The 15392-nt window shown below is 41.8% G+C and carries 15 protein-coding genes; 6 read left to right on the top strand and 9 right to left on the bottom strand.

All coding sequences use genetic code 11. The features are described from left to right. Positions 1 to 22 precede the first annotated feature (22 nt). Positions 23 to 1198 carry an MFS transporter gene (locus BM329_RS07965; protein ID WP_143101224.1) on the top strand — a complete coding sequence of 392 codons (1176 nt, stop codon included), beginning with the start codon at positions 23 to 25 and terminating at the stop codon, positions 1196 to 1198. Here the strand turns inward: BM329_RS07965 and BM329_RS07960 are convergent. From BM329_RS07960 to BM329_RS07945, 4 genes are all read right to left on the bottom strand, one after another. Next, positions 1160 to 2350: a glycerate kinase gene (locus BM329_RS07960; RefSeq protein ID WP_092551354.1), complete on the bottom strand. Its 1191-nt coding sequence runs from the start codon at positions 2348 to 2350 to the stop codon at positions 1160 to 1162. The two genes, BM329_RS07965 and BM329_RS07960, sit on opposite strands and share 39 nt — an antisense overlap. 137 nt (positions 2351 to 2487) lie before the next feature. Then, positions 2488 to 3981 carry an aldehyde dehydrogenase family protein gene (locus BM329_RS07955; protein WP_092551351.1) on the bottom strand — a complete coding sequence of 498 codons (1494 nt, stop codon included), beginning with the start codon at positions 3979 to 3981 and terminating at the stop codon, positions 2488 to 2490. Positions 3982 to 3995: 14 nt separating this feature from the next. Then, entirely contained in the window at positions 3996 to 4376 is a 381-nt protein-coding gene (locus BM329_RS07950; protein ID WP_092551348.1) for a cupin domain-containing protein, read from the bottom strand. An 80-nt stretch (positions 4377 to 4456) separates the two neighbouring features. Further along, on the bottom strand, positions 4457 to 5758 hold the full coding sequence (locus BM329_RS07945; RefSeq protein ID WP_092551408.1) for an NAD(P)/FAD-dependent oxidoreductase: 1302 nt from the start codon (positions 5756 to 5758) through the stop codon (positions 4457 to 4459). 519 nt (positions 5759 to 6277) lie between these two features. Here BM329_RS07945 and uriH point away from each other — a divergent pair. Then, positions 6278 to 7228 carry a uridine-preferring nucleoside hydrolase UriH gene (gene uriH / locus BM329_RS07940; RefSeq protein WP_092551345.1) on the top strand — a complete coding sequence of 317 codons (951 nt, stop codon included), beginning with the start codon at positions 6278 to 6280 and terminating at the stop codon, positions 7226 to 7228. Positions 7229 to 7603: 375 nt separating this feature from the next. Here uriH and BM329_RS07935 read toward each other — a convergent pair whose 3' ends face one another. After that, positions 7604 to 7774 (bottom strand): helix-turn-helix domain-containing protein, encoded by a 171-nt coding sequence (locus BM329_RS07935; RefSeq protein ID WP_092551342.1) that lies wholly within the window; start codon positions 7772 to 7774, stop codon positions 7604 to 7606. Between the two features lie 218 nt (positions 7775 to 7992). Here BM329_RS07935 and BM329_RS07930 point away from each other — a divergent pair, with 218 nt between their 5' ends. Beyond that, positions 7993 to 8205 carry a helix-turn-helix domain-containing protein gene (locus tag BM329_RS07930; RefSeq protein ID WP_092551339.1) on the top strand — a complete coding sequence of 71 codons (213 nt, stop codon included), beginning with the start codon at positions 7993 to 7995 and terminating at the stop codon, positions 8203 to 8205. Between the two features lie 44 nt (positions 8206 to 8249). Here BM329_RS07930 and sugE read toward each other — a convergent pair whose 3' ends face one another. Together sugE and efp are read right to left on the bottom strand one after the other, a co-directional pair. After that, entirely contained in the window at positions 8250 to 8564 is a 315-nt protein-coding gene (gene sugE / locus BM329_RS07925) for a quaternary ammonium compound efflux SMR transporter SugE (RefSeq protein ID WP_092551336.1), read from the bottom strand. A 203-nt stretch (positions 8565 to 8767) separates the two neighbouring features. After that, the gene (gene efp, locus BM329_RS07920; RefSeq protein ID WP_092551333.1) at positions 8768 to 9334 is read right to left on the bottom strand and encodes an elongation factor P; all 567 of its coding nucleotides are present in this window, start codon (positions 9332 to 9334) and stop codon (positions 8768 to 8770) included. A 40-nt stretch (positions 9335 to 9374) separates the two neighbouring features. Between efp and epmB the strand changes: the two genes are divergently transcribed. Further along, positions 9375 to 10406, top strand: a complete 1032-nt coding sequence (gene epmB / locus BM329_RS07915; protein ID WP_092551330.1) for an EF-P beta-lysylation protein EpmB — start codon at positions 9375 to 9377, stop codon at positions 10404 to 10406. A 279-nt stretch (positions 10407 to 10685) separates the two neighbouring features. Here epmB and ampG read toward each other — a convergent pair whose 3' ends face one another. Together ampG and BM329_RS07905 are read right to left on the bottom strand one after the other, a co-directional pair. Beyond that, positions 10686 to 12215, bottom strand: coding sequence for a muropeptide MFS transporter AmpG (gene ampG, locus BM329_RS07910; protein ID WP_092551327.1), 1530 nt, complete (start codon positions 12213 to 12215; stop codon positions 10686 to 10688). A 72-nt stretch (positions 12216 to 12287) separates the two neighbouring features. After that, the gene (locus BM329_RS07905; protein ID WP_092551324.1) at positions 12288 to 12875 is read right to left on the bottom strand and encodes a lipoprotein; all 588 of its coding nucleotides are present in this window, start codon (positions 12873 to 12875) and stop codon (positions 12288 to 12290) included. Positions 12876 to 13129: 254 nt separating this feature from the next. On the opposite strand from BM329_RS07905, the gene bolA reads away from it, so the two are divergent. Together bolA and tig are read left to right on the top strand one after the other, a co-directional pair. Continuing rightward, positions 13130 to 13453, top strand: coding sequence for a transcriptional regulator BolA (gene bolA, locus BM329_RS07900; RefSeq protein WP_092551321.1), 324 nt, complete (start codon positions 13130 to 13132; stop codon positions 13451 to 13453). Between the two features lie 604 nt (positions 13454 to 14057). Next, positions 14058 to 15362 (top strand): trigger factor, encoded by a 1305-nt coding sequence (tig, locus tag BM329_RS07890; RefSeq protein ID WP_092551318.1) that lies wholly within the window; start codon positions 14058 to 14060, stop codon positions 15360 to 15362. The last annotated feature ends 30 nt before the right edge of the window (positions 15363 to 15392 follow it).

Raw genomic sequence — 15392 nt, 5'->3', positions numbered from 1 at the left:
TGGAAACAATATGGAGAAAAAGATGAATCAGCATTCTTCAATTCGTAATATAAAAATGGTTTTCTATCTGGTGTGTTTTAGTGCCCTGTTAGGTTCTCTTGCACAGAATATCTATGCACCTGTGATACCCACCATCAAAGAGATATTTAGTACATCCCTGCCCTTAGTTAATCTCACTGTGTCAGCATTCACATTTGTTTTAGCTGTTATGCAAATCGTGTACGGCCCACTCGCTGATAGTAAAGGGCGTAAAGCTGTTCTGCTCCCGGCTCTTGCTGTTTCTGTTATCGGCTCCATCGGTTGTGCCATGACTCACGATATCTATTGGCTGATTTTCTTTCGAGTAATACAGGCTATCGGGATTGCCGCCATCCCTGTTATTGCTGCAACAATTATTGGTGATCTGTATAAAGGGCAGGATCGTGCAAAGGCCATTAGTTCCTATCAAATGTTACTTACACTTGCCCCAGCTTCTGGGCCATTACTTGGCGGCTACTTGGCTGAATTAAATGGATATGTTGCTATTTTCCAGTTTATTGCGGTGATTGGCGGGCTATTATTCATCGGAAACTTGCTTTGGTTGCCAGAAACTCATCCCAGGCAACCTGAAAATGTTCAAAGGGGATCCTTTCATTTTCGTCTCATTTTGTCAGATCGTATTGCGCAATCCGTTTTTTTCGTCAGCTTTATGCTGTTCTATTGTTATTTTTGCTTTCTGACTTTTTTACCCATGATCCTGAATAGTGAATACCATTTCAGTCCTGTTGATATTGGTTGGATGTATATTCCCATGTCATTAGCTATGATTGCTGGCAGTTATAGCTATCGTCTAATCCATCATCGGCTTTCTCATATAAATGCATTAATTATCAGTAGCCTGCTGAATTTATCCATAATTTTCCTATTTTCCATGACATATCAATTTGGTATTCCTACGCTCATTATTGTCACGGCCTTGTACGGTTTCACTTTAGGTCTGTCAACTCCTACGCACGCTACATTATTACTCGCAAAGTTTGTGAAAGAGCGCGCTACCGTGATTGGGCTTTATAATTTCATCAGATACATGGGCATGGCGACCGGCCCAATAGTGGGGAGTTTTTTATTGTTCAATAATCACTATGAATGGATATTTTTAGTCGGGGCTGCGTTACTTGCCTTATCTATTACTTTTACCCATATCATGACTCAGAGATAAAGCGTAAGAGCACCTTATACAATGGGAAATAGACCAAAGCATAGCAACATTACGTGCCGTTACTCGTAGGTTCTCAGCACCATTGGCAAGGGCATCAGAAAGAGAACATGCCTCTGGCACAATGGAAAATACCGCATCCAGCCCATGTTGATGGACAACATCATAATCCCGGCTCATTCCCCCAACCAAAGCGATTGTGGGAATACCAAACTTTTTAGCAACACGGGCAACACCGATGGGCGTTTTTCCGTGTATGGTCTGGCTATCCATGCGGCCTTCTCCCGTGATGACCAAATCCGCTCCCTGAATGGCTTCTTCCAGTTTCAAGGTATCGATAACAATCTCAATACCTGAACGCAACCTTGCTTCCAAACATCCCAATAAAGAAGTGCCCATTCCTCCTGCCGCTCCCGCACCTGCTTCATCAATCACATTTTTGCCGGTCAAAGATTCAATCTTCATTCCATAATGGTGTAACGCAGAATCCAAAGCGTTAACCATTTCTGGCGTTGCTCCTTTTTGTGGACCAAACACCGCTGATGCACCTAATTCTCCACACAGAGGGTTATTCACGTCACAAGCGACAATGAGTTCAAGTTGATTGAGGCGAGGATCAAGCCCCGTTAAATCGATACTCTCCAATCGAATTAAGGCTGCCCCACCAAATGGCAGTATACGACCGTCACCATCCATTAAATTTGCGCCAAGTGCCTGCATCATACCCGCACCGCCATCGTTGGTCGCACTGCCGCCAATACCTAAAATCAGTTTCTGTACTCCATGTTCCAATGCAGCCAGAATGAGTTCCCCCGTGCCATAACTTGTCGTTATAAGAGGATTGCGTTGTTCTATTGGCACCAAATGCAGACCTGAAGCAGCAGCCATTTCAATCACTGCGGTTTTCCTGTCTCCCAGTAAACCAAAAAATGCTTCAACGGGTTGCCCTAGGGGATCAGTGACTGTACATAAGATACGCTTCCCCCCTGTCGCAGCGACCAGTGAGTCCACCGTGCCTTCTCCGCCATCCGCCATAGGCAACTTGATATAATCCGCCTGCGGGAAAATTTGCCGGAATCCCTGCTCGATCGCCAGTGACACTTGTAAGGCACTCAAACTTTCCTTAAATGAATCAGGCGCTATCACAATTTTCATTACAAATTTTCTCTATTCTCTATTATTTGAATCTATGATGACATTATGACGACAGGAAACGCTCTTCAAAAATAGGGCAGAGCGCTACAGCAGCCAAAAACTACGCAACGTTCTGCCGATATAGTCAATCTAGTCCATCAATAACGTATCATGACTGACTTAAGTTCGGTGTAGTGTTCAATAAACGCACTACCAAACTCACGACCAATCCCTGAAGATTTTACGCCTCCGAATGGGACTGCGGGGTCCAGGAATGTGTGCATATTGATCCATAGAATCCCAGCCTCAATGCGAGGTGTCATGCGCATCGCTTTACTTAGGTCATTCGTCCACAAACTGGCAGACAAACCAAATGGTGTTGAATTCATCATGGTAATCAGCTCTTCCTCATCATCATAACTGAGGAAAGTACCAATCGGCCCGAATGTCTCTTCTTTCATTAATGTATCTTCAGGGCTATTGGCTCTGACAATCGTTGGCGCGACAAAAAATCCTGGTCCTTCGAGCGCATAGCCTCCATACACAATTTCACAGCCATCCTGACGTGCTTGCTCAAACAAAGAGAGGATTTTTTCGTAGTGCGGCTTATTCGCCAATGGTCCCATTTCTGTTGATTCGTCAAGGGGAGAGCCTATTTTCATGGCTGACAGACGTTCAGACAATAATTCCAAGACGGCATCCATGTGAATTGATGGAATATAGAAACGTTCCGCAGCAGCACAAATTTGCCCCTGATAGACATATCCCGCTTCTAGGATGCCATCGACAATTTTTTCAACTGCCATATCTGGCAGGAAAGCAGCCGCATTTTTGCCCCCAAGTTCCAGTGTTGTGCGCTTCATTCCTTGCTCCAGCGCAGATTTACCCACGATCACTCCTGTCGGAACTGATCCTGTAAAAGTCACTTTGGAACATTGAGGGTGGTTTATCAGGGATGATCCAACACGAGGGCCAGAACCATTGACGATGTTAATCACGCCATCTGGAATGCCCGCCTCTTTTGCTAACTCTGCTACACGGAGCATGGTTAAGGGCGTATATTCACTGGGTTTAAGCACAATCGTACAACCACTGGCCAATGCCGCTCCCAATTTCCAGATAGAGATCATTATGGAGAAATTCCACGGAATAATGCCAACCACGACACCAACAGGCTTACGACGAGTAAACGCGGTATATTTCTCTCCCTTAAACGATGGTAACGAAACATTCAGGGTTTCACCGCTGATTTTGCTTGACCATCCTGCAAAGTAGCGTAAGTAATCGGCAGATGCCCCGACATCAAGCATACGAGATAATTGGATGGGTTTACCGGAACAGAGGCTTTCAAGTTGAGCCAATTCTTCACTATTCTTTTGCAGTAAGTCAGCAAGGCGATTCAAACAATTTCCCCGCTCCATCGGAGAAGTTTGTTCCCATATGCCATGGAACGCGTTCGATGCAGCCTGCATTGCCTGATCAATTTCCGCGTCCCCTCCCTGATTAACCGTAGCTATTGTTTCGCCGGATGCAGGGTTAACGATGGGGAAAGTGGTATTTCCCTGACCAAGAACAGAGATGCCATTAATATAATGACCGTGAGAGCGTTGCAAAAAAGCTGCAACGGACTCCAGTAAATGAATCTCACTCATTATCTTTCCTCTGTCTAGCCTGATATTTGCGCGTTTATACAAGCCATATAATGTTTGACAAAACGCTCACTGGTGATTTCCCACAGCACTTCAGTCCCCTTCACCACAAACCACGAATCACCTTTATGATATTCAATCATCACCCCTGTTTTGACATCCGTCAGTTTTACTGAACCTTCATGAACTGTTGCCATTTCATCGAAGGGATAAGTCATTTTGAACTTACCTTTAGTGCAGGTAAAAATACCGCACGTCAAATTATCCGTTGGCTCTCCGTGGATCATTGCCCCACTCACTTGTGGATCTCCTTCCACGATAATAGAACCAAGATTGGTGACACTGCCGATAGGCATTAATTCAGGAAGTGCTTTATCTAACATTAATGGCTTTATCATAACTTTTACCTTTCAAAATTTACTGTTTAAAATTTACTGTTCAAAAATGGAGAAAAGAAAAACGTTAAACAGAGATAAAATTAAAGACGACCCGTCCAATAACCAGAAGCTTGATGCCAAATCTTGCCAGCAGAGAAAAGTACATTTCTTAATTTATCTTTCCCGATAACATTAAGATGTGGAATAGAACTTAGTAGCGAATAACGATCAGATCCTTCGCTCATTCCTTCCGCCAGAATCTTGCAGATAATATGACTTGGAGTCACACCAAAACCCGAATATCCTTGTACATAGAACACATTTTTATGGTTAGGCAGAGAACCAATTTGTGGGAATAGATTGACACTGCAAGCCATTGGCCCACCCCATGCCAGTTCTATTTTTACCTCTTTCAGATAAGGGAAAGTTTTCAGCATGATTTTGCGGTTCCATGCTTTTAAATTAGAGGGAATATACTCAATAAGCTTTGTCGCACTACCATATAACAGGCGATTCTCTTTGGTCACCCGATAGTAGTCGATGATAGGTCTTATATCACTGTACGCTCCACGGATCGGGCTGATCCTTTCGATAAGCTCGTCTGACAGTTCTTCTGTCATCAGTTGGAAAGCGTAGGTATTGATCGTTTTTCTGTAGATAGTAGGTTCAAGCCCATTCAAAAATGCGTCGCATGCCCACAACATTTTATTGGCTCGAACCGAACCTGTTGCCGTACGCACTGTAACCCTTGGGCCATACTCCACATTCAAAACCTGACTGTTTTCGAAAATTTTGACGCCATATTCCGTCACTGCCTTAGCTTCACCTAACAGTAAGTTAAGTGAATGAACATGCCCGCCCCCCATATGTTTTAATGCACAGGTATAGCGATCTGAGCCGATAATTTTTTTAACATCAGCACCAGCATAAAACTCGATTTCTTCATCGGGAGAAGCCAGGCGAAATTCTTTCAACCAACCTTGTAACGTCTTTTCATGGCGTGGGTTCCAGCCAAGATAAGCATAGCCACGGCAAAAATCAGCCTTAATATCATATTTAGCTATTCGATCACGAATAATTCCTGTACCCAAGTTACTGATTTTAAATACGGTTTCTAACCCTTTTTCACCGATATAGCGCTTGATCTTCTCGAGATCATGACCAATCCCCGTCATTACCTGACCACCACTGCGGCCGGTACCCCCATATCCCAGTGTCCAACCTTCCAAAATAGCGATATTGGTAATGCCTTTTTCCGCCAGTTCCAACGCTGTATTGATACCAGAGAAACCGCCACCAATGATAACAACATCAACATCCAAGTCTTCTGTCAGTATTGGGAAGCGGAGATCATATTTCTTAGTTGCCGCATAATATGTCAATGAATCTATTTGATTATTCATATTATATCCCGTGAGCATCTGTTTTATCCCCTGACAATTAGCCAATCAACTGACGATTCTGCTTTTTCAGGGACGTTTGTCACATCCGTTGAATATTGGTTATTCAGATGTATTAACAAAACAATAAAAAATCAAATTATTAACAAGTTAACAATTATTGGCTAATCAACTATTCACGCATTTTTCATATATCATATATGAAACATATGTACTTAAAATGCTCAAATCATTTATTATTTATATGTTAATTAAATCACAAATGCGCAATACTTAATTAACAATTTATGATTTTTACATTATCGTTTTGTGATAGCCTGCTGAGAAATTTTTTCCTATGATGAATTATTATAGGAACAGAGAATTGCACTTATATACACTTCGTATTTCAAACTGTCTCATTGTAATCAATTGATATTTATGATTAATTTATATTTACAACTCATTGTCTGGGATAAATGAGCGTGACCAACAAACCAGCAACGTTAAAGATGAAAAATATAATCACTGAAAGGAACAAATATGCTACCCAAGAAAATTATTCTTGATTGCGATCCCGGGCATGATGATGCCATTGCTCTATTGCTTGCACACGGAAATCCGAATATTGAGCTACTGGCCGTCACAACTGTTGTTGGCAACCAAACTTTGGACAAAGTAACCCATAATGCTCTTTGTATTGCCCGTATCGCCAATATTCATAACGTTCCTTTTGCAGCAGGATGCCACCGACCACTTATACGGGAGATCAAAACTGCGCCGGACATTCATGGCGAAAGTGGTCTGGATGGCCCTATTTTGCCTGAGCCAGCAATAAGGTTGGATACTCGTCACGCGGTTGATTTAATTATTGACGTAATCATGAAGAATCCACCCAAAACCGTGACACTGGTGCCGACGGCTGGTTTGACAAATATCGCCATAGCGGCACGCAAGGCACCCTATATTGTTGAGCGAGTAAAAGAAGTTGTATTGATGGGCGGTGGTTATCACAAAGGTAACCAAAGTGCTGTTGCAGAGTTCAATATTACGATCGACCCAGAGGCTGCTCACATTGTTTTTAATGAGAAATGGCCACTGACAATGGTTGGTTTAGACCTGACTCACCAGGCTCAAGCGACACCTGATATTATTGAGGCAATCACCCAGATTAAAACTCATTCTGCCCAATTCGTTTTAGATGCACTCAAATTTTACGGGGAGCAATATCGTGCGCATCAAGGTTTCAACTATCCTCCAGTGCATGATCCCTGCGCAGTGGCCTATGTTATCGATCCAACCGTCATGACTACCCAAAAAGTTCCCATTGATATCGAATTAACGGGAAAATTAACAACAGGAATGACAGTTGCAGATTTCCGTAACCCTCCACCTGAAGACTGTCATACGCAAGTGGCAGTTAAATTAGATCATGCTAAATTTTGGCTTCTAATCATCAATGCCTTAAAAAATATCGGCGAAACAACTTACTGATCATTCAAGCAAGCTGACAACACCAGTAATGCTGATAATCAAACCAACAACCGCTCCAATTGCAAGCTCAGGGATCAATGACATCATCTTATTTCCGGCTGAAATTTAATCAAAGCTTATCTGCCCACCAAATTCCACACAGCATTGTCCAATAATATGACAAAAACAAATATCATATTCAAAAACTGAATAAGAATTCCAATACCCTGTAATAAGCAAAATTACAATATATCCGATTGATGTCGCGTTGCAGCGCTTATGTCTTGAAAGAAAATCCCCAGTCGCATAGATAACTATGTGACTGGGGTGAGTGAGTGTAGCTAACAATGCTGCTGCCTGAAAGACAAGGAGAATATTGGATATGTCTGAGCGGCTTTAATCGGGAAGAGATATCGCCTCAAAATCAAACAATTCATTTAGTTCAATCTGCAATCCATTAGCGATTACATAAATAATTTCTAAGGTAGGATTTCTGACACCACGTTCAATGCCGCTGACATAGGTTCTATCCAATCCACATTTATCGGCAAAAGCCTCCTGTGACATTCCTGCTGCTTTCCTGAGATGTCTAATTCTTTGCCCAAAAAGGGATCTGATGTTGTTCGATTTTTTCATCCGATAAGTATCGATTCGTGTTACTTATCCGACCACGGACTATGAGTCACGTTTCAATCTGAGTTATGCTATGATGTGTGACTTATAGTCTACTGATTAATTACTAACTTTTTAATTGAAAAAATGATAGATAATTGGAGATCCCAAGAATGGAAAAAAAAGACTGGCATTCCGCTGATATCATCGCTGAACTGAAAAAACGTGGAACAACATTGTCAGAGGTATCACGGGATGCAGGACTAGCATCATCAACTCTTGCCAATGCATTGCAACGTCACTGGCCAAAAGGTGAACGTCTTATTGCAACTGCGTTGGAGCGGACGCCAGAAGAAATATGGCCTTCGCGCTATGCAAAAAAATGAACCAAAATAGAACCCAGCGTAATGCTGGGTTCATTCATCAATAATCAGCTCGCTAGCTTCAAGCCTATAATCCCCAAGACAATCAAAGCAAGGCTAAACACTCTGAAAAAATTTGCTGATTCCCCCAGTACCATTATGCCGAAAATTGCTGTTCCCACCGCACCAATACCAGTCCATACAGCATACGCAGTGCCTACTGGTAGATTTTTCATGGCATAAGCCAACAAACCCACACTGGTAACCATCGCACTAATCGTAATCAAACTCGGTATCAAACGTGAAAAACCTTGGGTATATTTCAGGCCTACCGCCCAAACTACTTCTAATAAACCAGCAATAAGAAGGATCAACCAAGACATGACTTTCCCTTTATCTGATGACAAATGGGGCCGTCCCCAATGAGATGACGTTTATCCGGGCCGTCCCAGATAACGATAAGAAATGAAAGAGAATTATAGCCATCCCTTTTAATGGCTTCAATGATAACGTCTGGTAGCACACAATAAAAAACCGCAGCTATTAGACGAAGAGGCTGCGGTTTTTCTAGAATAACAAAACTCGATTATTTTACGCGAGAAACGTATTCGTTAGAACGGGTATCAACTTTAATAACTTCACCTATCTGTACGAACAGAGGTACTTTTACTATCGCACCAGTACTCAGAGTTGCTGGTTTACCACCAGTACCTGCGGTATCACCTTTCAGACCCGGATCGGTATCAACTATTTCCAGTTCAACGAAGTTTGGTGGAGTGACAGCAATAGGACGACCATTCCACAGAGTCAGAATACATTCTGCCTGATCGATCAGCCATTTTGCATTATCACCAACGGCTTTCTCATCCGCGATCAGCTGCTCGAAAGTTTCGTTGTTCATGAAATGCCAGAACTCACCGTCGTTGTACAAATAAGTCAGGTTGGCATCCGTGACATCTGCACTTTCAACAGAATCTGTTGATTTAAAAGTTTTTTCTAGTAATTTACCAGAAATCAGCTTACGAATACGAACACGGGCAAATGCCTGCCCTTTGCCTGGTTTAACAAATTCACTGTCAAGAATAGCGCACGGCTCGCCATCTAACATGATTTTAAGACCTGAACGGAATTCATTGGTACTATAAGTAGCCATGGAGATCCTCTAATTTTTAACAAAATGGCTTAGCCAAAAAATGGCACATATTATAACCCATATTCACCCTGTCAGAGAAGTCTGGCTAAAACAACTTGCGGATGTTATTACTGATCCCAGTGAGTTATTACAATTATTATCCCTGAACACGCATGCGATACTAAAAGAAGGTACTGAAGCAAGGCGTTTGTTTCCTCTGCGTGTGCCAAGAACATTTCTCACACGAATGAAAAAAGGTGATCCCCGTGATCCTCTGTTATTGCAAGTCCTGACTGCCCGGGAAGAGTTTGCTACAACCTCTGGTTTTTCCACCGATCCATTAGAAGAACAACAAAGTGTTGTGCCTGGCCTGTTGCACAAATATCGTAATCGGGCCTTGTTATTGGTCAAAGGGGGATGTGCTGTCAATTGCCGTTATTGTTTTCGCCGTCATTTCCCTTATGAAGATAACAAGGGCAATAAAAATAACTGGCAACTTGCATTGGATTATATTGAACAACATCCAGAAATTGATGAAATTATCTTCTCTGGAGGTGATCCATTAATGGCAAAAGATCATGAGCTGGATTGGTTAATTAGTCGCATTGAATCCATTCCTCATATTAAACGATTAAGGATCCATACACGCCTGCCAGTTGTGATCCCCGATCGAATCACGCTTTCACTGTGTAATCGTTTAGCCCTGTCCAATTTGCAGGTCATCATGGTGACCCATATCAACCATGCAAATGAAATTGACGATGCCGTTCGAGAAAGCATGATACGACTAAAACAGGCCGGAGTAACACTGTTAAATCAAAGCGTGATGCTACGTGATATCAATGATAATGCTGATACGTTAGCTGATTTAAGTAATGCGTTATTCAACGCGGGGATTTTACCTTACTACATCCATGTCCTGGACAAAGTTCAAGGTGCAGCCCATTTTCTGGTAGGTGATGAAGAAGCAAAAGCCATCATGCGGGAATTATTGACAAAAGTATCCGGTTATTTAGTTCCCCGCCTGACAAGGGAGATTGGGGGTGAACCCAGCAAAACACCTCTGGATTTAGGGTTGAAACAAGACCAGTGATACTAAACAACCCACGGATGTCGTTGTAATATCCGCCCAAATAATGGGTGATATCCCTGATTGCTCCATGAATGTCCAAATAACCTTCTGGCGGAGCCATTCACTGTTATTCCCTGCATTTCGGCCTAGTATTGGCGACCCCATTAAGTTACTTACATATAGTTGTGTTTTTTTATTTTTCATGTGAAGTCTGTCACTAAAAGAATCAACATAAGACTGAATTTTATCAGTCTTATGTTGGAGATAAATATCAAAGATGTGTTGAATCAGTAGGATAGACTAAGCTAATTTGCTTTTCTTTAAAGCTAAATAGTCCAGAATTCCGCCCAAGAAAAGGCTTACAGCTCCAATGAGTACACCCCAGGTTAATAGCGGGGATATACAGTCACCTATTTTATTAAGATGTAGAATATATTCTGGAGACATATCATACATCAGAGGCACAAAATAAATTATGATGAACAGTATGCTGCTAATAATTAACCAGGTTATAAACATCAAGGCAGCAAGCATCATGATAATAAAAGTGGACTTATAATATTTTTTGAACAGAGTACGGGGAATAAATGAGTCAATTTCTTGGGTATATGTCAGTGTCTTACGGCAGATAAATAACAGTATAAGCCCCGGTAATCCGACAATAACAGAAAACAAATAAAACATAGGCCAGCTATACGCTTCTGCAAACCAACCCGCTATTGGGCCAACATAAACCCGACCAACTGCCGACAGTGCAGAAAGTAACGCGAACTGAGTTGCCGAGAATGATTTATTGCACAGGGTCATCAGTAAGGCAACAAAAGCGGCAGTCCCCATACCACCACAGATGTTTTCCAGAAAAATAGCTACCCCCATGACATAAATATCTTTAGGAGTAACCGCAAGTATCCAGTAACCGAAATTTGAAACGGTTTGAAGAATACCGAATATCATCAGAGCACGGAATAGGCTCAGCTTATGCATCAAATAACCACCGTACAATGCACCAATAATGGTTGCCCCGAGTCCGAGGGTTTTATTGATCATGCCTACTTCTGCAGGAGTGAAACCGACACCACGAATAAGGAATGGTGTACTGAGTGAAATAGCAAAGGCATCTGCCAGTTTATACAGTATGATCAATAGAAGGATAAGCCAGGCATTGTTTCGACTGAAAAAATCATACAAAGGCTCTAATACTGCTTGATGCAACGTTTTGGGGGGGACTGTATTTACTTCTGGTTCTTTGGCTGTCAGAGTAGCATAAACACCAATCAGCATCATGCCAGCCATAACCCAGTACATACTTTGCCAGCCAATATAGGTAGCTATCAATAACGCTAATCCACCGGAAACCAGCATAGCCAGCCGATATCCCAGAACAGAAATAGCGGCACCTGTTCCTCTTTCTTCTTGTGGCAGCAAGTCGGTTTTATAGGCATCGAAAATAATATCCTGAGAGGCGGAGAAGAACGCAACTGAAACGGCTAATGCAGCGAGCCACCATAAATGTTGGGAAGGTTGGAGAAAACCCATTGCCGCGATACTGACGATCAATAAAAGCTGAGTAACCAGCATCCATCCTCGTCTTCGTCCTAATAATGAGGGCGAATATCGATCCATTGCGGGTGCCCAGAGGAATTTAAAAACATAGGCTTGACCAACTAATGTGAAAAACCCGATAGTTCGGATATCAACGTCTTCAACAGTCATCCATGCTTGTAACGTTCCAGCAGTGAGCGCAAGAGGTAGGCCAGAAGCAAAGCCTAATAATAGAAGGGTACGATAATTGCGTAATGCAGATAGGTTTAAATAACGATGGCTAGTCATGAGTCTCCTAAAAACTTTCTGCCTGTTGTCTGGTTCAGTCAGAGCCAGGCACAAAGTTTATTCATTATCCTGTTATTGCACGTTTTGTTTGATGAAGGTACTGATTGATGTATCTTGAGCCATGTCCGCGATCACGTCAGATAAAACCGTATTTACAGCATCAGCAATTTTAGCATTTGTTGCACTTAATGGTGCTTGAGCATTATAGCTGGTACGATAGTTTTTAGTTTGCTTGTTGCCATTTTGAGCGTAGACAATGATAGATATCTCTGCTTTGGCCGAGATATCATGGCGCAGACTCCCTTCTTTCACATTGGCATAGAGCTGATTTACAATGACTTGCAAATTGGCATTCGCAGGAGAACCAATCATATAGCCGCGAGCCACCATTTGTTTTTCCAGTACTTCTTGCAATAAAAAACGTAAATCACGGGAAGGGAGGAGAGTGACTAAGCGCGAATCACGATTAATTTGAGCAAGAGTTTGAGATTGACGATGATCGATCCCACTAATACTGATTGTAATTGCCTTCATTGTTGGGTCTGCCTGTGGCAGAGTGATTTTAGGTTGAATAATCAATGTATTGCCTGAGTCTGCGCAGCCGGATAAGCCAACTAAAAAGAAAAGTGTGATCACTGAAATAAATATTTTCTTTAGCATTTGAGTGTTCTCAATTCAAGATTAGAATACCCGATATATTAAAACAGGTAGTATAAATCGTAGGTAGTATAAACTGTCGTAATCATAACATCGCCATTGATATCGGTATATCCCTTATGATTGATATATAGGGAGAAGTTCTTAAGCAAATGCTGTTAAAGAGATTTGGTTGCCCTGATGTTATAACTCACGGGAAATAAACTAAAATTAATTAGGTGATTAATAAATAACCTTAGGTGATTAAGGAGAATGAGATGGTTCGTCAGGAAATAAAAACAAAGTTACAGGCGGCATTTAAGCCTTCTCATCTGGAAGTTGTCAATGAAAGTTATCGTCATAATGTACCTGCTGGTTCCGAAAGCCATTTTAAAGTCATTGTAATAAGTAATGATTTTATTGAACAACGAATGATCAGCCGACATCGCTCAGTATACAATGTCTTGGCTAAAGAGTTGGAAGAAGGGGTACATGCTTTAGCGCTCCATACTTATACAGAGAAAGAGTGGGCAGAATTAGGCGATAGTGTTTTGGCTTCTCCTGCATGTCGTGGTGGAAGCACAACGACATCAACTTTGTGATTTTTTAACCTAATTCAATAGCCTATTCCGCTTTATTTTATTAATCTAAATAGCAGCTAAAAATTGTAGATCACTTCCTTACTCCTCACGTTGCGAGGAGTAAGGAAACCTCATAATTTGTGTGTATCACTATTATGAAAGCTATTTAGGTCTTAATTTTAGATAGCAGCCTTCGGGCTGTATTTTTATTTATATACATAGGACATATAACCAATGGATTTCAAGATGTGGAGTGACGGCAAAAGCACTAATTCTCTGGAAGCATAGATAATTATGTGACTGGGTGAGTGAACATAGCCAACAAAACTGCAACTGGAAAGACAAAGGGGATAAACAATATAGTGATGTGGCTAGTGAGTAGCATTTATCACATAAGTCAACGAATCATGCATGCTTTTATCTGCAATTCTCGACTCATACTGTCTGCATCGCTATAATGTTGCGTCTAAATTTTTAGAATGGTTTCGGGACACTTCTGATCACAGGGATTTCGGTTTTTAAATACGACCGCCCCGGTTCTTAAAGAGTGCTGTGGTCTACTTATTTTAAGTATTGCAGTCATTCTGAAGTTGACCGAGCACTATGATTTTTTTGAGGTAACAAGATGCAAGTTTCTGTTGAAACCACTCAAGGCCTTGGGCGTCGTGTGTCAATCACCGTTCCTGCTGTCGATATCGAAAAAGCAGTTAGCAGTGAATTGGTTAATGTAGCAAAGAAAGTCCGTATTGACGGTTTCCGTAAAGGCAAAGTGCCAATGAAGATAGTTCAGCAACGTTACGGCGCTTCTGTTCTTCAGGATGTTCTGGGTGATTTGATGCAACGCAATTTCGTCAATGCGATTATTGAGCAGAAAATCAATCCAGCAGGCGCACCAAGCTACAAACCAGAGCAGTTCAAAAAAGGTGAAGACTTTACTTACTCAGTTGAGTTTGAAGTTTATCCAGAAATTGAACTGAAAGGCCTGGAAGAAATTGAAGTTGAAAAACCTGTTGTTGAAGTGAAAGATGCAGACGTTGACACTATGCTGGACACTCTGCGTAAACAGCAGGCAAATTGGAAAGAAACAGATGAAGCAGTCGTTGCAGAAGATCGTGTAACTGTTGATTTTACTGGTTCTATTGATGGCGAAGAGTTCGAAGGCGGTAAATCAACTGACTTCGTTCTGGCAATGGGTCAGGGTCGTATGATCCCTGGCTTTGAAGAAGGTATCGTTGGTCACAAAGCAGGTGAAGAGTTTACTATTGATGTAACTTTCCCAGAAGATTACCATGCAGAAAACCTGAAAGGTAAAGAAGCTAATTTTCTGATAAACCTGAAGAAAGTTGAACAGCGTGAACTGCCAGAACTGACTGAAGAATTCATCCAGCGTTTTGGTATTGCTGATGGTACTGTTGAAGGTCTGCGTGCTGAAGTTCGTAAGAACATGGAACGTGAACTGAAAAATGCGGTTCGTAATCGTATCAAAACTCAGGTTCTTGATGGTCTGGTTAAGGCTAACGAAATTGAAGTTCCTGCTGCAGTTATTGATGGTGAAATCGATGTACTGCGTCGTCAGGCAGCTCAGCGTTTTGGTGGCAATGAGAAACAGGCTCTTGAACTGCCGCGTGAACTGTTCGAAGAGCAGGCAAAACGTCGCGTTGTTGTTGGTTTGCTGTTAGGTGAAGTTATCAGCAGCAATGAGCTGAAAGTAGACGGAGATCGCGTTAATGCACTGATCGAAGAGATGGCTGCTGCTTACGAAGATCCGAAAGAAGTTGTTGAATACTACAGCAAAAACAAAGAAATGATGAACAATGTTCGTAACATTGCCCTGGAAGAGCAGGCAGTTGAACTTGTTTTGAGTAAAGCTAAAGTTTCTGAAAAAGAAACTGGCTTCAATGATCTTATGAACCAAAATCAACTGGTATAAGTTTCATTTATTGATTGCCTGGGATGATGA

It is taken from the genome of Xenorhabdus koppenhoeferi (assembly GCF_900116635.1).
In the GTDB taxonomy this organism is placed as follows: Bacteria; Pseudomonadota; Gammaproteobacteria; order Enterobacterales; family Enterobacteriaceae; genus Xenorhabdus; species Xenorhabdus koppenhoeferi.
The sequence above is the reverse complement of the archived record's forward strand: the minus strand, read 5'-3'. Positions and strand labels throughout refer to the sequence as shown.